The organism is Methylophaga nitratireducenticrescens (genome assembly GCF_000260985.4).
Taxonomy (GTDB): domain Bacteria; phylum Pseudomonadota; class Gammaproteobacteria; order Nitrosococcales; family Methylophagaceae; genus Methylophaga; species Methylophaga nitratireducenticrescens.
In genome coordinates this window covers 2,444,960-2,464,538 of the sequence record NC_017857.3, presented here as the reverse complement: position 1 = coordinate 2,464,538, position 19,579 = coordinate 2,444,960, and the positions used below count along the sequence as shown (strand labels likewise).

Below are 19,579 nucleotides of genomic sequence, written 5' to 3'. Positions count from 1 at the left end.
ATCCTTATTCTTCGTCTGATGCTTTAGGGTTAGCCTGCTTGGCTTTTTTTGGGATGGCGGATGCACGGTCTTTGAGAATGTCAGGTTTTGGCTGAACATTTTTCTTGGCCACATCGACCACCGCGATATCTTTTAAAAATTCACGCCCCAACAGAATCGGATAACTCATATGCGATCGATCGGTCAGGGTGAATTCAGCCGTATCCGTCATGTTACCAATGCGAATGGTCAGTCTTACCACGGGGCGTTTATCAAGTTCGTTGGTTGAAGACTGGCGAATATTGGCTATCCGGGCAATTGGGGCTTCTACTTCGTAGCTATTGTCGCTACCTTCTTCCGGAACAATGGTGAAACGCGCCCATTTTTGCCCATCCCGTTCCAGTGTAACAATATCTTGAGCGGTCAAAGATGATGTTGTGGCGCCAGTATCGACTCGCGCGGGAAACACCCGATTTACGGATTCAATCCATAACCACTCAGTCTGGCCCAATACCAATTTATCATTTAATGTCACTGGTGCCGCTGGCGGGCAACTGTTGGTCGCCGTTGCTTTAACAGCTTGTGCGGATTGTACAACTGCACGTTGAACCAATGTTTCGTTCAGTTCTTCAACCTGCTCATTAAGCTGATCAAGCTGTTTACGGGTAATTTGTTGTTCTTTTGAAAATGACTGCAGTCCAACCTGATGTTTGCTTTGGTTATCAATGATTTTCTGGCACTGTTGACGAATCTGATTTTCCAGTCGTGATTCAGTATTGCTAAGTGCAAATTTTAATTGTTCATTGGTAACAGAAGGTCGTGACTGGTTTTGGATGCAAGCTGTAGTCATCAGACTTGATATCACGATGATAAATGGAAGTTTTAGTTTGAGCATGTCTTTCCTAAATCTTGAAACGGATTATAAAGTCAAATGCGGTTATCAAGTTCGGCTTGATAGGGCTGCATATTATGAAGTAATCCTGGTTAACTGGGAGACTTTTTCTGGGTGAGTAAATGTACGTAACGTCCCATGTCACGATAGGTTGGCATTCGGCAATATTGCTGCTCCAATGCCAGCAATTCCTGCTCATTGGTCTGGTGGCGACTCTCAGAATTCAAATAATCACTAAACACGCGAATACCACTGTGCTGATTGATACAAAACCCATTATTTTGCAAAAACCGAATCAATTCAAATGGATATTGTGGATGAGGTGGACTGAGCTTGTTCCCTGCGCCAATATAGCGATCATTGAGAATTGGTTCCAGTCTCCAGCCACCTCGAATGATATTTTGGTAAACCATCGCGTTACGATTATAGAACATCAAAGACAGATATCCACCGGGTTTAACGCGATCCATTACCTGTTTCAGCGTCTCTAAGGGAGTTGCCAGCCATTCCACAACCGCGTGACAAATCACCAAATCAAACTCTGCCAGTTGCGGCGCTAATTGTTGAATAGAGGCATGGTGAAAACTGGCCTCCAGTCTTGCCTGAGCAAATTCGTGTCGCGCTTGATTCAGCAGTTTTTCTGAGATATCACACAGTGTCAGCTGGTGACCAAAACTTGCCAGCCATAAACTTATCTGTCCGGCACCGCAGCCAGCATCCCAGATGGTTAATGGGGTAGCCTTGCTAAACTGCTGCAGATCCTGTTTGAGGATCTGCAAACGTAACTGGCCTTTGCTGGTGTGATAAATACGTTTATTAAAACGTTCAGCCAGATCATCGAAATTTCGATCATGTTGCATCAGGCGGCCGGTTTCAACAGGTTATCCAGCAGTGTATCTATGACCATGATCCTGCTTTCAACATCCGGCATATTATCAGTAAAGCGCAATTTATCCTGACCATCCAGTTTGAAACGGGAAGGTTGTTTCTGAATCAATTGAATAATGGTCATTGGTTCTACCTGCGGCTCTTTCTCAAACAACAAACGACCGCCCTGATCATAAACATCGATTTTACGGATGCCGATAGTTTTGGCTTTAAGACGTAATTCATGGACAGCAAACAGGGTTTGTACCGGTTCGGGTAACAGACCAAACCGATCAATCATTTCCACCTGCATTTCACGTAAGGCTTCTTTATCTGCCGCCGCCGCAATGCGTTTATATAACACCAGTCGGGTATGCACATCAGGCAGATAGTCGGATGGAATCAACGCCGGAACATGCAGATCGATTTCTACGGTGTGGCGCGCCATATTATCCAGATCCGGCGTTTTGCCCGATTTCAATGCATTGACCGCACGTTCCAGCAGTTCGTTATATAAGGTAAAGCCAATTTCCTGCATCTGGCCGCTTTGCTCATCACCCAGTAATTCACCGGCACCACGAATTTCCATATCGTGGGTCGCCAGGGTAAAGCCTGCGCCCAAATCTTCAATCGACTCAATCGCTTCAAGACGTTTTATCGCATCAGCTGTCATGGCCTGTTGCGGTGGGGTGATTAAATAAGCATAAGCACGGTGATGCGACCGACCGACACGCCCACGAATTTGATAAAGCTGCGCCAAGCCTAATTTATCGGCTCTATCAATAAAGATGGTATTGGCGGTTGGTACGTCGATACCGGTTTCAATAATGGTGGTACAAACCAGCACATTAAAACGCTGATGGTAAAAGTCGAGCATGACCTGTTCCAGCTCACGTTCACGCATCTGCCCGTGGGCAACGGCAATGCGCGCTTCCGGCATTAAGGTTTCCAGTTCGCGTGCCACCCGATCAATGTCTTCGACCTTGTTATGCAAGAAGTAAACTTGTCCGCCACGTTTGATTTCACGCAGCATACCTTCGCGGATTTTGTCGGCATCCCATTGTAAGACAAAGGTTTTTATTGCCAAACGGCGTGCAGGTGCTGTGGCAATAATCGATAAATCACGAATACCGGAAATAGACATATTTAGTGTTCGTGGAATCGGTGTTGCGGTCAAAGTGAGAACATCGATTTGGGCGCGATATTTTTTCAGCTGTTCTTTCTGTGTGACCCCGAAACGATGTTCTTCATCGAGAATAAACAAACCCAGTCGTTTGGGATCAATATCCTGCTGTAATAATTTATGGGTACCGATGACGATATCGGCAGTCCCTTCGCTAATTGCTGATTTCACATCATCAAGCTGTTTTTTATTGCGGAAGCGGGACAAAACTTCCACTCGCATAGGCCAGTCAGCAAAGCGATCTTTGAAATTTTCATAATGCTGCTGAGCGAGCAGGGTGGTGGGCACCAGAACCAAAACCTGTTTGCCGGATTGAACGGCCAGAAAAGCGGCGCGCATTGCGACTTCAGTTTTACCGAAGCCAACATCACCGCAAACCAAGCGGTCCATAGGCGTTTCTGATTGCATATCGGCAATCACCGCATCAATGGCATCCTGTTGGTCTGGGGTGGTTTCAAACGGGAATGCTGCGGAGAAGGCTTCATATTGTTCATCAGGCGACTGCATCGGCGGTTTTTTGTTGGCAGCGCGTTTGGCATAAATATCGAGTAACTCTGCTGCCACATCACGTACTTTCTCAGCGGCACGGCGGCGGGCTTTTTCCCATTGCGTGGTACCAAGCTGATGTAGCGGGGCAAGTTCAGGAGCAGAACCTGAATAGCGACTGATTAAATCCAATGAAGCGACGGGGACATAGAGCTTGTCGCCCTTGGCATATTCCAATGTGACATATTCAGTAGCCACATCACCAACATCTAGTGTTTGCAGACCCAGATAGCGGCCAACACCATGATCTTCATGCACCACGGCATCACCAATGGTCAGTTCAGCAAGGTTACGGATGATGGCATCGGAGTCACGTTTTTTACGGCTGCGACGGCGACGTTGCATAACCTGTTGGCCGAACAGCTGCGTTTCAGCAACAACCGCTATATTTTCAATTTGCAGCAGCAAACCCTGTTCGAGTGGAGCTACGGTAATACATAGCGGAGCGCTTTCATTAATAAAAGCATCCCAGTTGTCGACGACTTTGGGTTGCAGCTGGTTTTTACGCAACAGGTCCAGCAGGGTTTCACGACGCCCGGCTGATTCGGCAGCGATTAAGATCCGGCCACTGAATTTATCAATAAACTGATGTAATGCTTCGCAGGGACGATCCTGCTTGGAGTTCAGCGGTAATGAGGGTGGCATCACCGTGGCATAGTTGCTGTTACCTGCCGAGCCATCCAATTCAAAGTTCTGGCATTGCAATCGTTGCCACCGTTTGAACTGACTGAATAATTCTTCTACCGGAACAAAGACATTGATAGGGGGTAACAATGGTCTTTCTGGATCGACACTATGCTGACGGTAACGGATCTGGATTTCCTGCCAGAACAGTTCAGCCGCATTAAAGGTGTCATTGAGCTGAACTAACAGCGTGTTATCTGGCAGATAGTCGGTGAGACGGGCGGTTTGCTCAAAAAATAGGGGCAGATAAAACTCGATACCACCCGGCATATTGCCGGCACTGACTTCCCGATAAATCAGACTGCGTTGCGGATCCCCATCAAAATACTGACGGAATTGTTTACGGAACAGCGCAATACTGTCGTCATTAACTGGAAACTCTCGTGCCGGTAACAGCTGTATCTGATCAATGGAGTCGATGGAGCGCTGGGTTTCCGGATCAAAGGTTCGTAGCGTATCAATCTCATCATCAAACAAATCAATACGGTAAGGATGCCGACTGCCCATTGGGAACAAATCTATAATCGCACCGCGAACCGCAAACTCACCGTGCTCAATCACCTGGGCAACATTCCGGTAACCGGATTTTTCCAGTTTCAATCGCCATTGCTCAATATCAAACTGATCGCCAATCTTCAGTTCCAGGTGATTACCATCGAGAAAGGCTCGCGGTGCAATGCGCTGCATCAGGGTGGCAATCGGCACCAGTAAAATGCCGCGTTTAAAGTCGGGCAGTTGATGTAATGTCTGCAGCCGTTCTGAAACAATATCCTGATGCGGTGAAAAGCTGTCGTAAGGCAAGGTTTCCCAATCCGGGAAATGCAATATCGGCAGCTCGGTATCGCCCAGATAAAAACGAATTTCCAGTTCAAGCCGATGGGCACTGGTAACATCATCAGTGACCACTAATAATGGACCATTATGTTGCTGAGCTGCTTTTGCTAACAGCAACCCCTGTGCACTGCCGTATAATTGTCCGGCACGAAGTTGATCTTTGGCTGAAGCTGGTAAGACAGGCTGAAGCAAATTAGCTGGCAAGAGTGATACCCTGATAGTGAAATGAGAAAGCGCGTTATTTTCCCATACTTGACCACGTACAGCATCCAGCATTTTTCAAACAGGATAATGTCCTTATAAATGATAAGTGTTAATGCTATAGTCAAAATTTTGCAACGAAGCGGAGAGGGAACATGGTAAAACGAACGGAAAATGTTGTGTTATTAAAAGTTATTGGCACTGCTGAGTTATTAGCTGCCTTGGCCATGTTTTATTTTTATCACGAAAATGTACCTGCAGTAATCGGTGGATTAATTTTGCTAGGTTTGTCTGCTAACAGTTTTTATCAGGCCCATAAATGTTATCAGCGCCAATATTCTCCACGGAAAGACGATAATTCTTAATTACGAAATTTAATGAGTCAGGCTGAAAACCCAAATATAGAATCCCAATTCGAACCGGTCAGTTTTGTAAAATCACTTACCAGTCGTCCTGGTGTCTACCGTATGCTGGATGCGGAAGGCACGGTCATTTATGTCGGTAAGGCGAAAAACCTCAAAAAACGTGTTGGCAGTTATTTTCGCAGCAGTGGTTTAACCAGTAAAACTCAGGTGATGGTGGCGCAGATCGCTGCGATTGAAACCACTGTGACGCATACTGAAAATGAAGCCTTGATTCTGGAAAATAATCTGATCAAGGAGTTGATGCCACGATATAACGTGTTATTGAGGGATGATAAAAGCTACCCTTACTTATTGATATCAGGTGATAAATTTCCTCGCTTAAGCGTTCATCGCGGTGCCAAGCGTAAAAAAGGCAAATACTTTGGACCTTATCCCAGTGCCGGGGCGGTTCGGGAAAGCCTGAATCTATTACAAAAACTGTTTCCGGTACGTCAGTGTGAGGACAGTTATTATCAAAATCGCAGCCGACCCTGTCTGCAATATCAAATTAAACGCTGTACCGCGCCTTGTGTAGATTTAGTCTCTGAAAGCGATTATCAAAAAGATGTGCAGCACACCATTATGTTCCTGGAAGGCAAAAACCAGCAGGTGATGGATGAGTTGAGCCAACAGATGGACACGGCGTCACAGAATCTGCAGTTTGAACAGGCGGCATTTATCCGTGACAAAATCATCAGTTTACGCCGGGTGCAGGAACGCCAGTATGTCAGCTCGATGCAAGGTGATTCTGATGTGCTGGCGGCGATAGTCAGAGATGGTATAGCCGTAGTAGAAGTCAGTTTTGTACGAGGCGGACGTAATTTAGGTAGCAAATCCTATTTCCCTAAAGGATCGTCGGATTTGACCGAGTCAGAATTACTGGCGGCCTTTATACCACAGTATTATCTGGGCAAAGATGTGCCGGCGGAAATCCTGCTGAGCCATGAAGTTGAAGAATCGCAGCTGTTACAGGAAGTGTTACAAACCGAATCAGGACATAAAGTCAGTCTACGTAAGCCGCAACGTGGCCATGCGACACGCTGGTTACAGATGGCTATGACCAATGCTGATATCAGCCTGACCCAACGCATCAGCAGCCGCTCCAATTTATTACAGCGTTTTGAAATTTTGCAGGATGTATTAGAGCTGGATGAAATGCCCAAACGTATTGAGTGTTTCGATATCAGTCACACCAGTGGTGAGCGCACAGTGGCTTCCTGCGTGGTGTTCGGACTGGAAGGCGCGATTAAAAGCGATTACCGCAAATTCAATATCGAAGGCATTACCGGTGGCGATGATTATGCCGCCATGCATCAGGCACTGAGCCGCCGGTTTACCCGTTTGAATAACGGGGAGGGTAAACGACCGGATTTACTGCTGATAGATGGTGGTAAGGGACAGATTAAAGAAGCGCAGGAAGTGCTGGCTGAGCTGAATTTAAGTGATCTGCCCATTTTGGGGATCGCCAAAGGTCCTGCACGTAAACCCGGTGAAGAAACCTTATTTCTGGTTGGTCGGGCTGGCGAAGTTACCTTATCCGCTGATTCACCTGCATTACATTTACTTCAGCAAGTCCGGGATGAAGCGCATCGCTTTGCCATTACCGGTCATCGTCAACGCCGTGCCAAAGCGCGTAAAAGCTCAACATTGGAAGATATTGCCGGATTAGGCCCAAAGCGTCGTCAAAAATTATTGCAGCAATTTGGCGGGCTCCAGGAGGTAAAACGCGCTGGTGTTGAAGATCTGCAGAGAGTCGATGGAATCAGTGCTGCCCTGGCACAAAAAATTTACGATATGTTTCATCCAGACAATTAAAGACGTCATAGTGCTAACATAAGCGTTATCTAAAGCTTATAACGAAACGATTTATGCTGAATTTACCTAATTTACTCAGTCTGCTCAGGGTGCTTTTAATACCTGTTCTGGTAGTACTGTATTTCCTTCCCAGTCCATATGCTCCTTTGTGGGCCACCATTGTCTTTGTGCTGGCGGGTATCACGGATTGGCTTGATGGCTACTTGGCACGACGGATGAATCTCACCTCGCCCTTTGGAGCGTTTATTGATCCAGTCGCGGATAAATTAATTGTGGTGGTGGCGTTACTGCTGATTCTCTTCAAATCGCCGGTCTGGTTTATTCTGCTTCCGGTGATTGTCATCGTATTTCGTGAAATTACCATTTCCGCATTACGCGAATGGATGGCCGAAATTGGTGCCCGTCATGTGGTTCAGGTTTCCTCCATCGGCAAGTGGAAAACCACCTTTCAAATGGTCGCTATCGGTTGCTTAATATTTCATAACAAACTGTTTGGATTACCGGTTTTCGAAATCGGCGTGGGCTTGTTATATGTGGCGGCTTTGCTGACATTGACCTCAATGATCAGTTACCTGAAGGCAGCCTTACCAGTGTTGGTAGATAAGGGTTGACAGAAAATATTAAGTGCCTATAATGCACGTCTTCCTAAGCGGGAATAGCTCAGTGGTAGAGCACAACCTTGCCAAGGTTGGGGTCGCGAGTTCGAATCTCGTTTCCCGCTCCAAGAATACAAAAAGCCGCGGTCAGTTCAAATCACTACTGCGGCTTTTTAGTCTTGGACCCTAAGAAAAAAAGACATACCCCGGCTGGGTGGCAGAGTGGTTATGCAGCGGACTGCAACTCCGTGTACGCCGGTTCGATTCCGACCCCAGCCTCCATTAAAAAGTCAATAATATCAAATAGTTAAGGCGCCTAAGGCGCTTTTTTTTATGTCTGCTATTTGGCGTTTTCTTGTGTTCAATAACGCTTAGACCAGTAATCGATCGCAAAACCATCCCCGTACACGATGTATCGAATTTGCCAGCACCTAAAAAGTGGATAAAAGTAAACTGTTTACTGCAGACAAACTCTAGTTTAAAGCGCTATCCCATCAGACTGTATTATTAATACCTGACATCTAAGCAGAATGTTATTTGTTTCAGACACTTAAAGACTCATTATCGCCGCGGGGCATCAAGCTGGTCACCGGCATTCGCCAGAATATGAAACCGCAACTGATGTCATTATGAGATAGGCTGATGCTGAGGAAACGTTATGTGATTGAGACGATTTTTGACCAACTCAAGAATATCTCGCAAATTGGGCATTCTCGGCACCGTAGTCCTGTTAGTTTTATGTTTCACCTTATGGCTGGACTGGTCGCTTATACCTTTCAACCCAAGAAGCCTTCCATCAAGCTGAACAGGAATGAAAAGAACGCGCTTAGGCAGATCTGAAGTTAATTACTTTCATTTACAATGCACATAAAGCTCTTTTCCGTACGACCTATTTATTCAAATATGCTATAAACCGTGATTATAAACGTTGATTAAGGAGTGGTGAAAACATGGATTTTTCACGAGTTACTTTCCCGATTAAAAACTTTATCAAAAAGCCTTTAGTCGCTGCTGGAATTGGTTTTATGGTGTCGGTGCCGGCTGAGAATGCTTATGAGTCGGGGATGGCGTTGATGTTTCCTGATTTGTTCGATATGAGCGTTCAGGAGGTTATTGATATTCAACAAACGCAGTTTGGTGAGTTAGAAAACTCTATTCAGGAGCTGTCTACGTTAACGATGGGTAATGCTGAAGCGCAGACGGTGATTAGTCAGCTGAGTCAAAACCTGAATCAAGCGATGCAAGCCAATCAGACTTTGACCAGTAAACTGGAAACGGTCTCGCATGATCGTGAAGTGTTGAGAAAAGAATTGTTGAACAAGAAGGGTGGGGATTTAATTCCGACAATCGCTTTACCGGAATTTCAGACGATCTATTATCCTGAGTTGGGCGTGTTGGCACTTCGAGATTATTATGCCTCGGCTCGAAGCATTGTATTTACCATTAATGATCAATCCAAACGTTTAAATGTTGGTGAAAGCGTCAAGGTTGAGCTTGATAACGAAATATGTCGGTTGGTTTATCGAGGTATGCATGATGGTAAGCACGGTGTGGAAAAAATCTGTAGCAAAGCTTGATGCTTTTCAGTTTTGATAACAATCTAAATTATACCAATATCCAGCCGGTCAATGGCCTGCTTTTTCACTCTTATAGTCTGACGATAACGTATTTTGAAGCCCATAAACAATCAGGTGATGTATTGATGATGTTTAAAATAAAGCAATCAGCTTCAAACTAAACTGGTTCGTTAATAGTCATACAGGCATACTACGATTCTGCTTTTGTATTCATTTTGTTGGAGACAACAGTGTTCAGAAAAAAAATCATTTATGTGCCTCTGCTGGTAATAGCCATTACTTTGGGGGGAGCTCATGCTGTTGCCAATAATGAGGCGAATCAGGCAGCTCAGGCGTTAGTTGATGAGCTGGTTGCTAAAATCAACCAGAATGGTGTTCATGTCGAAGTTGGGGAGGTTGTTGCCAACCCCTATACCAAAGATATTACGGTGAATGATGTACTCATCACTGATGATGCTGAGCGTAAACACCAGATAGGTTTACTGACGATAAGTGATATTGAATTGAATCAGGCGCAGGATTTCATCTATGCGATGGATATCTCAACGGAGGATGCTTTGTTTACTGTCACCGGTGGTGATGGCACGGAACAACAGGAACAATCATTAGTTGAAGCATTGCGAAATCTGGGTATTAAAGAAGACAAAATCGGTCACAATCAGCATCTGGCTTACCGCTATCATCCTGTTGAACGCCAGCTGACGCTGAATTTGCAGAATCAGTTTTATAATCCCGAGTTAACCGAAAAAGATGCGGCACAGCTGTTTTCGATGAATTTACATACCAACTTTAGCCAGATCCCGGATCTGGAAAGTCAGATGAGACGGTTAAGAAATAATGAGGATATGTCGGCTGTTACAGCAGAATGGCTGCAGACAGGTTTGATAACAGCGGCTATAGAGTTTGAAGATGCAGGTGCGTGGCAGCCTTTAGTAGAGCAAGGTGCTGAAAGTGCAGGTATGACTACAGAAGAATATAAAGCCGGCTTGAAACTGCAGATTCAGCAACAGTTTTCAGCTTTACAGGCACTTTCACCCGGATTAAGAACACAGTTGATTGAAGCCAGCAGCCAGTTTATTGATAGCGATACGCCACAAGTCGAGCTGGATATAAATTCGAAAAGTCCAGAAGGCGCTGGAATATTTCTGGTATTTATGGCGACGATGATGTCACCTAACGCACTGGAAAATTATTTTGATATTCAGGTGGCAAGCGAATAGGTCATGCTTATATAAACGGTTAGCTGAAAGATATCCAATAGCCTGTTTTTTCTGGCGTTGCACGGACAACTACAGGAACTATTCTTCAATCTATTCTGATCTATTGTTATGATTAAAACAGGCTCTTTATAATGAGAATGGTTGTTATTAAAGCACAGCATCAGGTTCAGTCATTGGAAAATTAGCTGTTAGCTATCCATGAAGCGTGTGGACTATCCGTTTGTAATGGTTCGCCTTTAATTATCCAAGCAGTATAGAACGGATGAGCATTAATGATTAATCATGTTTAACGCATATTAAACCAACTTAATTTTTCAGCTGATAAAGTTGATGCGTAGTTGAGAAGGCAATGTTGCCGGAATTATTAGGAGGCTGAGATGAAAAGAAATCGTTTGTTAGTAGCTGTTGGATTGTTAGCTTTATTTCCATTTACAGCATCTGCCGATGAATGTGATTTGGTCATTGAAGGTACCGACCAGATGAGTTTCAGTGCAAAAAAAATGTCAGTTCCTGCCAGCTGTGAAACAGTCAAAGTCACACTTAAACATACAGGTTCATTGGCAAAAAACATGATGGGCCATAACTGGGTGTTGACCAGGACAGATGATATGCAGGCAATCGTGAAAGCTGGTGCTGCTGCAGGGCTGGATAATAATTATCTGCCGGAAGAGGATGATCGCGTTATTGCTGCTACAGAGGTGATTGGTGGTGGCGAGTCAGCGAATGTCGAATTTTCTACGGAGGGATTGGCGGATGAAAAACTGACTTTCTTCTGCTCATTCCCTGGACATAGCGGAATCATGAAAGGCCGTTTTGATATCCAATAAGTTCAAAGTTATTCCTCCCTCCAAATATCATTGGAGGGAGGTTTTTGGTTTAATTTATACGTAAAGTGCTGGGTCGACTTCTGGCAAAGCTTCAAATTGAGGCTTGGCAAAATAATAACCCTGAAATAGTGCTACGCCCTGATCACGTATATATTGAAACTCTTCTAGCGTTTCGACCCCTTCAGCAATGACTCTTATCTCCAGATCCTGACATGTCATGATAGTAGATCGGACAATGGCCTGTCTGACTTTATCCGTATTAATACCCCGAATCAGCGCCATATCAAGTTTGATAATATCCGGTTGCCAGTCAGCAAGAAGGTTCAACCCGGCATAACCAGAGCCAAAATCGTCAATTGCAGTAGTGAAATTATGCCGTTTATATTCTTCAAAAATATTTTTAAGATGATTATTGTCAGTAACCTTTTCTACCTCGGTAACTTCAAACATTAATTTTTTGGTGGGAAAGTCCATAACATCAGCCGCTTCCAACGTTGCTCGAATGCAGGTTTCCGGACGATAAACAGCGTTTGGAAAGAAGTTGATGCTGAGCATACCTTGCAAATCAAGTTGCTTTGCCATTTGAATGGCTTTAACCCGAATCGTCTGATCAAAGGAGTAACGATTGGTGTCATTCAATTTATCCAAAATGGTATAAGCCGGCTCATTATTTATGCCACGAACCAGTGCTTCGTAACCAAAAATCTGTTTTTCCTGAACATTAACAATTGGCTGAAAAGCCATTGAAAAGCTGAAATCCAATCCACCACCTTCTAAACATTTATTACAACCTAAAGGTTTGAAATCGGGTAGTTGATTTGTCATTTGATACTCTTTCTTTGTGTTATTTATCGTTGGATAGTCGAACAAGCTGATAGAAATTGTGTCGTCAATATTTCAGATTAGTCTATGCCAGAGTATGCATGACGACAAGTTTAAACATGCATCTAACAGACCTGTATCACCTTTCTTGATAAGCGTTCTGTTTCTGCTGAATTCAACACCTGATGAATTCTGCCAGATTAATCAATCTGGACAGTTAATCTTGGGGCAATTGTTATGGGTCAGAGGTTCCAGCAGTAACATCTCTTGAAATGTGGACTGAATGTTTTTGTCATCAGGTGCCAAGCGTGTCGCACAAGATGCAGAAGCCAATGCAGTTTGATGGCAACCAATGTCTTTCAGGCTATAAGCCCGGTTATTCCAAAGAGCAGCGTCGTATGGGAATTGTTCGGTTAATTGACCATAAACATTATCGGACTTATCAAAGTGCTCCTGCTGATAATACAAATTGGCAAGCGCCATTCCCGCCTGCTGATGTTCTGTCCACTGCTCCATCGCGGCGATGTAGGCTTGTTCTGCTGTTTTATGCTGTCCGGTCTTTTCAGCATCATAGGCAGTTTGTAACCAGGCTGGCATGTTCGCTGTGGCAGGGATTTGTTCAGGCCTGACTATGACCAGCGCCCAATGATCGGTGCGAGCCCAGGTACGTTCAAAAGTTTTTAATGTTGTTTGCCATCGTTTGGTTTCACCAGAACGCAGAATGAGTTCCTGTGAGTTGATATCAAAACCTATCACCACGGCATAATGCCAGAAGGGTTTCCAGTTATAGCCAAGGTTCTGCATCACTAAAACGGGATTGCCATTCGCCACTTCAGTCAATAAATCGTCCATCTTTGGTGCCAAAGGGTAGGGCATCAAGCCTTGTTTTCGCGTAGCTGCAACCATCTCTATCTGCAGGCTGCCTTGTTTCTGTGGGATATAGACCTGGTCAGTTAACTGATCGGGCGTGATATCGACGCCACGATATTGCATCACGGTTGCTAAAGCCGCTGGACCACACTGATATTGGGTCTGAGGAAAAAAAGGCACATCCTCGAGCTCGGCCTGCTCTGGCTCGAATGGCTGTTGATTCAGGAGATTTGTCTGAGGTGTATGACTGCAAGCGGTCAACAATAAACTCAGTAGTATTAAAACACCCAGCTGAAGCTGGGTGTAGGTAGAGCGTTTTTCTGTATGCATAAACTTAAATCAGATTAACGAACCGGTCTGACAAATGGGAAAATATCGGTTGCACCGATAGCGTCAGTAATTACAAACACGACAAAAATAAGCACTATTGCACCGAGTATCCCGCCCGCTGGCATGTCATTAATTTGCTCATTTAACTGGGCAATTTCAAAATCAGTCATGCTGTTGACACGGTCCTGAACGGTTTCAGGTGCGACTCCCATTGATAATAGTTGTTGCTGAACATCGTCACGTTCCAACATAGACGACAATTGCTCGCGGTCATATGCAGATTGTTCAGATTGAATAATATCAGGCGTGCTGATCATTGCTGCTTGCACCGGTAAGGTGATGCTTCCAAAAAAGCCAAGCAAAGCAATCCACGCAAATACTTTTTGTTTCATACATCCCTCCATTGATTTAGTCAAAGGCCAAGAACTGGCCTGAAACTCAGCTTACCATGACTACGTTGACAAGAACTATATAAAAGCAACTCTATTAACTTCAAGTATCAAAATAAGGTTATGGGGTAATGTGATGAATTACCTTCGATTTTGACTATTTGTTAGGTAGAGTTTCTTTATCTTTTGCTTGATGGCAAACTTAAGCAAATAATGTCAACGTCAATTATTGGCTGAATTTGATATTTATCCCCTGAATAATGAGTTTGTTCATTCAACTTATGCGCTATTAATGGAGCTGGTTATTCGCACTAATCAAAGCTTATTGCTTAAACCTTTTACTTTGGTAACGTCTTTTGTGGCGTTTTTGTTTGGTTTGGTTTTAACCTTTTTCGTTGCAGGGGAAATGGCTGAGACGGAGTCTGTTCGTTTAGAGGCCGCTTATAACGTAACCTTTAATCAGGCCGTCGATGCCGTCGTCGGAAAAATAAATGCCTACGAGGAAATGTTACGGGCAACCCAGGGCCTGTTTTATGTCTCTCCTGATTTATCTCGTGAGGATTTTGCCAATTTTTACCAGAGCCTGAAACTGGAGGAAAATTATCCGGGTATTCAGGGACTGGGCTATGTGGTCGCACTCTCTCCAGAACAAAAACAGACGCATATTAATGCAGTCAGACAATCCGGGATGTTGGACTATGATATTTATCCGCAGGGAGTGCGGGATGAATATACCTCAAATCTTTATATCGAACCTGTGACCAAGAAAAATATGCTGGCTCTGGGCTTTGATATGTATACGGATACCTCTCGCAGAGAAGCCATGGATCGAGCGGTCAATACCCGCAAGGCAAGCATTACCGAAAAGGTTTTTTTAAAACAGGATGGTTCAGACTCGACTATCAATGGTTTATTGATGTATCTGCCGGTGTACATCGATGCGAGTGAATCAGATGTGGCCATTGAGCATCGAACTATTCATTCTGGCTGGGTCTATGCGGTATTTCGTATTGATGATGTATTGCAGGATGTGTTGGTTACCCATAAGAATGTTGGCTTGGTGAATATATATGATGATGGGGCCGAAAAATCCGAAAGTCTGTTATTTTCTTTGCCCGGCATAGCTTCCGAGGATTCGTTCAGTTTACAAAAAAGCTACGAGGTGGGTGGCCGTACCTGGTCATTTGTAGGCCAACCTGATCGGGAATTTGCTGATTCGATCCTGCGTAACTATACATTGATAACCTGGATAATCGGAATCGTTATTTCCCTGTTATTTGCCCTGGTGATTGCGGCCATTGCCAAAAGCCGGGCAAACGCCATCCGTATTGCTTCTCAAATGACCAAATCCTATCGACAGAATGCACGGAGACTGGCGCTGGCAACAGAGGCGGCTGAAATTGCTATTTGGGAATGGGATGTGGAAACCAATATCATTATGTTCGACAGCATGGCGAGCACGGTATTTGGTTTAACAAGCTCAACTGAGCAAATGGATTACGCGGAATTTGAAAAATTGATCCACGAAGCGGACCTGTTGCCTTTCCGAGTGGCTGTAGAACAGTCTATTCAACAGCATAAATCTTTTGAAGTTCGCTCCAGAATACATCATGGTTCCGAGATTCGAATGATACATACTTCAGCCGAACTCTATTTCAACGATGCTGGACAGCTGCTTTCTCTGGTCGGTGTCAGTTATGACATCACAGAAGATTGGCAACACCAGAAAATGATTCTGGAAACCGAACAACGTTGGAAACACGCTCTGGAGGGCAGTGGAGCCGGGGTCTGGGACTGGGATGTGGCCAATAATGTTGTGGTGTTCTCTGATAAATTACTGGATATGCTGGGGTATGCGCCAGGTGAAATCATCGGCCAGATGGAGCATTGGCTGAAGTTAATACATCCTCAGGATATCGAAAGGGTAACGGCCGATATCAACTGGATGTTCAGTGGGGAAAAACCGGAATATCGAAATGAACATCGCATCCTCAGCAAAGATGGCAGTTGGAAATGGATGCTGGGCAGTGCCACGGTAGCTGAAAGAGATACGCAGGGAAATCCGGTTCGCGTCATCGGTACCAAAACCGATATTTCATGGCGCAAACAAGCTGAATTGGCCTTGCAACAGAGTGAAGAACGTTTCCGCAATGCGTTTGATACCGCAGCGATTGGCATGGCGATTGTTGGTCTGGATGGTCGTTGGTTGGAAGTGAATGGTGCACTCTGCCGAATGTTGGGATACAGTGAAGAAGAGTTGATGGATAAAACCTTTGTTGATGTCACACATCCAGATGATTTGGACTTGGATCTTGAGTATGTGCGTAAATTACTGAATGGGGATCTCGAACACTATCAGATGGAAAAACGTTATTTTCATAAAACCGGCGATGTGATTTTTGTTTTACTGAGCGTTTCATTGGTCCGCAATGAAAATGGCGAGGTCATTCACTTTATTTCACAGATTGAAGATGTGACCGCCCGTAAATCCGAGTCAGATCGCATCCGTCAAATGGCCTATCACGATACACTTACAGGACTACCTAATCGCCGTTTGTTTGATGACCATATAAGCCATACACTGGCTCATGCCAAACGGGTGGGCTATCCGATCGCTTTGATGTTTGTCGACGTTGATCATTTCAAACAAATTAACGATACTCATGGTCATGATGTGGGCGATGTAATTCTTAAATCCGTCGCTGACAGAATGACACACTGCTTACGCCAGACAGACACCTTAAGCCGCGTCGGTGGTGATGAATTTGTTATTTTACTTACCGAACTCAAAAAGCCAGATGATGCCAAATTAGTGGCAGAGCATATTCTGGAAACGGTATCCCAGCCTTTGCATGTTAATACGCATGACTTTTGTATTACCCTGAGTATCGGGGTAGCAATCTTTCCAGGTGATGCTGAAAATGAAACGGTCAGCGAGTTGACCAAAAAGGCTGATCTGGCTTTATACGAAGTGAAATCAGCTGGACGTAATGGGGTGCACGTATTTGGTGCAAATCACCTCATGGCACAGCCCGACTTCCCAAAATAACAGAGTTAATCTGAGTCCTGTTCTGCCGTCAGCTTGGTTAGTTTGCGGCGTAACAGGTTGGCAAACATGTTCAGTTTGGGTCTTTCGTCACTGGTGAAAGCCACAGGCCGAATATGTTGCATTGCATGGATACCGATCCTGGCCTGATAGAGACCCACACCAAATCCCTGGGCCACGCTGCCCAGAATTTTGCCACCCAAGCCAATACCGACCTGTTCAGAAAAGAAACTAATGCCCGCCTGACTGGCATAACTGCCAAGTGCGATTTTGCAGACCCGAAGATTTAATTGCCATTGGGCTAAGCGATTTAATCTGACGCCATAAATCATATTGATCTGGTTAATCATTTTCAGTGTTTTCCAGACCACTAACAACGAATCCACAACGGCCAGCTGGCTGACTGCAATCATTGCGGCACTGCTGATACTGGTGCGTTCAATAATATGGATTGCGTGGCGATCCAGCTGCCGGTAGAAGTCTTCACTGATACGATAGACCACTTCACTGTCATTGAGATAGTCAGGCAGCTTGTCAACGCAGGGTTTTAATAAATCTGCCTGTGGCTGACCATCATAGAAAGTTTCTAGCGAATTCAGCCATTTTTTTGCATTGCCGAGATGTTGTTCATGGACCAGTTGAGCAGCCTGTTCGCGGATCTGATCGGCCCGTTTAAGCTGTTTCTGGTTGCGGCGATACACCAGCAATTGCTGTAATACCAGGCCTGCTAAAAAAACAGCGAAGGCACTGAAGGCTAACCCCATGGCTTTACTTTGTTGCCAGAGCATTTGAGCAAAATCGACAACATCCCAGGCCAACATACCAATTAACAGAATGAACAATGTGACGATCAGCCATTTCAAACTGCGATTACGGCGCGGCGGTATCAGCAGGGTGTCATCAAAATCAGTCAATGGATCGGTTTCCACTGAATCCGGCAGGTTTAGTTCGCTGTTGTCGGAGAGAACCTTGAAAAAGTTGTCAGTTTCCTCGGGAGATATATCCGATTTTTGCTTAGCTTCCTGTTGTGGTTTAGGTTTAAAAAAATCTTCTGTGGAAGCCATCAGAATTTATCTCCAATCAGATCCCGTAATACCTTATCCATCCGAATATGAGCCAGACGACCACCCATTATCAAGTCAGGATTAAGCGGAGCCCGAAGTACGGGGGGATTCCAGCGTGATAACTGATGCCACTGATCGGCATCAGGCAGTTTATCGGGAATAGCAGGGTGGCGTAATTCGCCATATTGTCCATCCAGCAATCTGGCGGTCAGATGATCATTATGATCATGCGTCGTTCGCACGGCGGCAGCTACCTCCGTTTCGATTTCAATACGATTTCTAACCGATTGTGGGCAGATATGGCTGATTATATCGTCGCAAAGGCGACGCAAAGATTCGTGTTGATTCATTAAAATTCGATCCGGCTTGGATGCCAGAAACAGAATTTTTTCGACCTGAGGGCTGAATAAACGGTTCAGAAACGCATTATGCCCCACGCGGTAGCAATCAATAATCCGGCTGAAAGCAATGACCATGTCATCAAATTTTTCCTTGCCTCCGCTCAGTGCTTTCAGCACATCGATCAATACCACCTGACGATCAATGCCACGGAAAAATGTTTTATAAAATGGCTGAACAAAGTTTTTCAGATAGGTTTTATAGCGCTGCTGCATGACTTTGTATAAGGAGTCATCATCGGCATTGTCCAATTGCTGTGGACTAAATGTTTGCAGGTTGAACAACGGAATAAACACCGGAAAGTCGGTGCTGTCAGGCAATAAAGCCCGTCCAGGCTGAATAAAGGTTAAACCGGCAGTTTTGCAGGTCACCAGAAAACTTCGATAACGAACAAATAACGCTTCAATTTGTTGTTCATCGATTGGGGCGAGGGGATCCAGATCATTAAACTCTTTTTGCATCTCTTCAGCGAGTTGATGACGGATGCCTTTGGTACAGAGAGCTGCAGTATCCATACTCCATTGCCGATAATCCTGTTGCAACATGGCAATATCGAGCAACCACTCCCCGGGATAATCACGTAATTCCAGCGTGAATCGACGGGTTTCTCCGGTAAAGGTCGGCAACATGGATTTCTTTTTGAATTCAATGATTAACCGGCAACCGCTGATATGAGTGGTTGAGGGCGGCCAGGCGGGTGGATCATCTGCCAACGTCTGAATTCCCTGTTGATAATCGAATAGTGGTAAATCATCCAGTGGCTGTAATTCAACATTTAACAGGCGTTCATCTCTGGCTGGCAGAAAGCCTCCCAGATGCGCATGATTGGAATATTTGAGCTGGTGAATAAGGCTGGTAATAAACGTCGACTTGCCACTACCGCTAAAACCGGTAATGCCAATACTTAAATGTTTATCGAGACTGCGTGCGACCCATTTGCTGGCGTGTTGATCAATTCCATCAAGTGTTTTGTTAAGGCGCAGACCCAGTTTTTCAATCTTTGAATTCATACGCATCAGCTTACATCAGACGCT

At 44.8% G+C, this 19,579-nt stretch carries 15 protein-coding genes, 2 tRNA genes and 1 pseudogene; 10 read left to right on the top strand and 8 right to left on the bottom strand.

The genetic code is table 11. The annotated features are described in order from the left end of the window. Nucleotides 1-4: 4 nt before the first annotated feature. From Q7A_RS11615 to mfd, 3 genes are all read right to left on the bottom strand, one after another. Nucleotides 5-874: an ATP-dependent zinc protease family protein gene (locus tag Q7A_RS11615; RefSeq protein ID WP_014707794.1), complete on the bottom strand. Its 870-nt coding sequence runs from the start codon at nt 872-874 to the stop codon at nt 5-7. 89 nt (nt 875-963) lie between these two features. Continuing rightward, the gene (locus Q7A_RS11610; protein ID WP_014707793.1) at nt 964-1,731 is read right to left on the bottom strand and encodes a methyltransferase domain-containing protein; all 768 of its coding nucleotides are present in this window, start codon (nt 1,729-1,731) and stop codon (nt 964-966) included. Next, nucleotides 1,731-5,261 carry a transcription-repair coupling factor gene (gene mfd / locus Q7A_RS11605; RefSeq protein ID WP_014707792.1) on the bottom strand — a complete coding sequence of 1,177 codons (3,531 nt, stop codon included), beginning with the start codon at nt 5,259-5,261 and terminating at the stop codon, nt 1,731-1,733. Before mfd ends, Q7A_RS11610 begins: the two co-directional genes overlap by 1 nt. An 80-nt stretch (nt 5,262-5,341) precedes the next feature. Here mfd and Q7A_RS11600 point away from each other — a divergent pair, with 80 nt between their 5' ends. From Q7A_RS11600 to azu, 9 genes and pseudogenes are all read left to right on the top strand, one after another. After that, nucleotides 5,342-5,551 carry a hypothetical protein gene (locus tag Q7A_RS11600; RefSeq protein ID WP_014707791.1) on the top strand — a complete coding sequence of 70 codons (210 nt, stop codon included), beginning with the start codon at nt 5,342-5,344 and terminating at the stop codon, nt 5,549-5,551. Nucleotides 5,552-5,563: 12 nt separating this feature from the next. After that, nucleotides 5,564-7,405 carry an excinuclease ABC subunit UvrC gene (gene uvrC / locus Q7A_RS11595; RefSeq protein ID WP_014707790.1) on the top strand — a complete coding sequence of 614 codons (1,842 nt, stop codon included), beginning with the start codon at nt 5,564-5,566 and terminating at the stop codon, nt 7,403-7,405. Nucleotides 7,406-7,458: 53 nt separating this feature from the next. Then, entirely contained in the window at nt 7,459-8,016 is a 558-nt protein-coding gene (gene pgsA / locus Q7A_RS11590; protein ID WP_014707789.1) for a CDP-diacylglycerol--glycerol-3-phosphate 3-phosphatidyltransferase, read from the top strand. Between the two features lie 38 nt (nt 8,017-8,054). Beyond that, nucleotides 8,055-8,129, top strand: a tRNA-Gly gene (locus Q7A_RS11585). A gap of 80 nt (nt 8,130-8,209) precedes the next feature. Next, nucleotides 8,210-8,283, top strand: a tRNA-Cys gene (locus Q7A_RS11580). Nucleotides 8,284-8,535: 252 nt separating this feature from the next. Continuing rightward, nucleotides 8,536-8,841, top strand: a pseudogene (locus Q7A_RS15745) (transposase); the annotation flags it as partial. Between the two features lie 110 nt (nt 8,842-8,951). Then, nucleotides 8,952-9,578 (top strand): hypothetical protein, encoded by a 627-nt coding sequence (locus tag Q7A_RS11570; protein WP_014707787.1) that lies wholly within the window; start codon nt 8,952-8,954, stop codon nt 9,576-9,578. 230 nt (nt 9,579-9,808) lie between these two features. Next, complete coding sequence (locus Q7A_RS11565; RefSeq protein WP_014707785.1) at nt 9,809-10,798, top strand: hypothetical protein; 990 nt, start codon at nt 9,809-9,811, stop codon at nt 10,796-10,798. Nucleotides 10,799-11,175: 377 nt separating this feature from the next. Beyond that, the gene (azu, locus tag Q7A_RS11560; RefSeq protein ID WP_014707784.1) at nt 11,176-11,625 is read left to right on the top strand and encodes an azurin; all 450 of its coding nucleotides are present in this window, start codon (nt 11,176-11,178) and stop codon (nt 11,623-11,625) included. A gap of 54 nt (nt 11,626-11,679) precedes the next feature. On the opposite strand, the gene Q7A_RS11555 is transcribed toward azu, so the two are convergent. The 3 genes from Q7A_RS11555 to Q7A_RS11545 all read right to left on the bottom strand — a co-directional run bounded on the left by Q7A_RS11555 (nt 11,680) and on the right by Q7A_RS11545 (nt 14,039). Then, on the bottom strand, nt 11,680-12,450 hold the full coding sequence (locus Q7A_RS11555; RefSeq protein WP_014707783.1) for an EAL domain-containing protein: 771 nt from the start codon (nt 12,448-12,450) through the stop codon (nt 11,680-11,682). 201 nt (nt 12,451-12,651) lie between these two features. Next, nucleotides 12,652-13,647 carry a PA2778 family cysteine peptidase gene (locus tag Q7A_RS11550; RefSeq protein WP_014707782.1) on the bottom strand — a complete coding sequence of 332 codons (996 nt, stop codon included), beginning with the start codon at nt 13,645-13,647 and terminating at the stop codon, nt 12,652-12,654. Between the two features lie 14 nt (nt 13,648-13,661). After that, nucleotides 13,662-14,039: a DUF6627 family protein gene (locus Q7A_RS11545; protein ID WP_014707781.1), complete on the bottom strand. Its 378-nt coding sequence runs from the start codon at nt 14,037-14,039 to the stop codon at nt 13,662-13,664. Nucleotides 14,040-14,265: 226 nt separating this feature from the next. On the opposite strand from Q7A_RS11545, the gene Q7A_RS11540 reads away from it, so the two are divergent. Further along, nucleotides 14,266-17,085: a sensor domain-containing diguanylate cyclase gene (locus tag Q7A_RS11540; protein WP_014707780.1), complete on the top strand. Its 2,820-nt coding sequence runs from the start codon at nt 14,266-14,268 to the stop codon at nt 17,083-17,085. Between the two features lie 5 nt (nt 17,086-17,090). Here Q7A_RS11540 and Q7A_RS11535 read toward each other — a convergent pair whose 3' ends face one another. Together Q7A_RS11535 and Q7A_RS11530 are read right to left on the bottom strand one after the other, a co-directional pair. Further along, on the bottom strand, nt 17,091-18,146 hold the full coding sequence (locus Q7A_RS11535) for a YcjF family protein (RefSeq protein ID WP_014707779.1): 1,056 nt from the start codon (nt 18,144-18,146) through the stop codon (nt 17,091-17,093). After that, on the bottom strand, nt 18,146-19,555 hold the full coding sequence (locus tag Q7A_RS11530; RefSeq protein ID WP_014707778.1) for a YcjX family GTP-binding protein: 1,410 nt from the start codon (nt 19,553-19,555) through the stop codon (nt 18,146-18,148). The genes Q7A_RS11535 and Q7A_RS11530 overlap by 1 nt, the downstream gene beginning before the upstream one ends. Nucleotides 19,556-19,579: the final 24 nt, after the last annotated feature.

Excerpts from the sequence above, each read along its gene's own strand:
- Q7A_RS11615 (WP_014707794.1), bottom strand. The coding sequence starts at position 874 with ATGCTCAAACTAAAACTTCCATTTATCATCGTGATATCAAGTCTGATG.
- Q7A_RS11610 (WP_014707793.1), bottom strand. The coding sequence starts at position 1,731 with ATGCAACATGATCGAAATTTCGATGATCTGGCTGAACGTTTTAATAAA.
- mfd (WP_014707792.1), bottom strand. The coding sequence starts at position 5,261 with ATGCTGGATGCTGTACGTGGTCAAGTATGGGAAAATAACGCGCTTTCT.
- Q7A_RS11600 (WP_014707791.1), top strand. The coding sequence starts at position 5,342 with ATGGTAAAACGAACGGAAAATGTTGTGTTATTAAAAGTTATTGGCACT.
- uvrC (WP_014707790.1), top strand. The coding sequence starts at position 5,564 with ATGAGTCAGGCTGAAAACCCAAATATAGAATCCCAATTCGAACCGGTC.
- pgsA (WP_014707789.1), top strand. The coding sequence starts at position 7,459 with ATGCTGAATTTACCTAATTTACTCAGTCTGCTCAGGGTGCTTTTAATA.
- Q7A_RS11570 (WP_014707787.1), top strand. The coding sequence starts at position 8,952 with ATGGATTTTTCACGAGTTACTTTCCCGATTAAAAACTTTATCAAAAAG.
- azu (WP_014707784.1), top strand. The coding sequence starts at position 11,176 with ATGAAAAGAAATCGTTTGTTAGTAGCTGTTGGATTGTTAGCTTTATTT.
- Q7A_RS11555 (WP_014707783.1), bottom strand. The coding sequence starts at position 12,450 with ATGACAAATCAACTACCCGATTTCAAACCTTTAGGTTGTAATAAATGT.
- Q7A_RS11550 (WP_014707782.1), bottom strand. The coding sequence starts at position 13,647 with ATGCATACAGAAAAACGCTCTACCTACACCCAGCTTCAGCTGGGTGTT.
- Q7A_RS11545 (WP_014707781.1), bottom strand. The coding sequence starts at position 14,039 with ATGAAACAAAAAGTATTTGCGTGGATTGCTTTGCTTGGCTTTTTTGGA.
- Q7A_RS11535 (WP_014707779.1), bottom strand. The coding sequence starts at position 18,146 with ATGGCTTCCACAGAAGATTTTTTTAAACCTAAACCACAACAGGAAGCT.
- Q7A_RS11530 (WP_014707778.1), bottom strand. The coding sequence starts at position 19,555 with ATGAATTCAAAGATTGAAAAACTGGGTCTGCGCCTTAACAAAACACTT.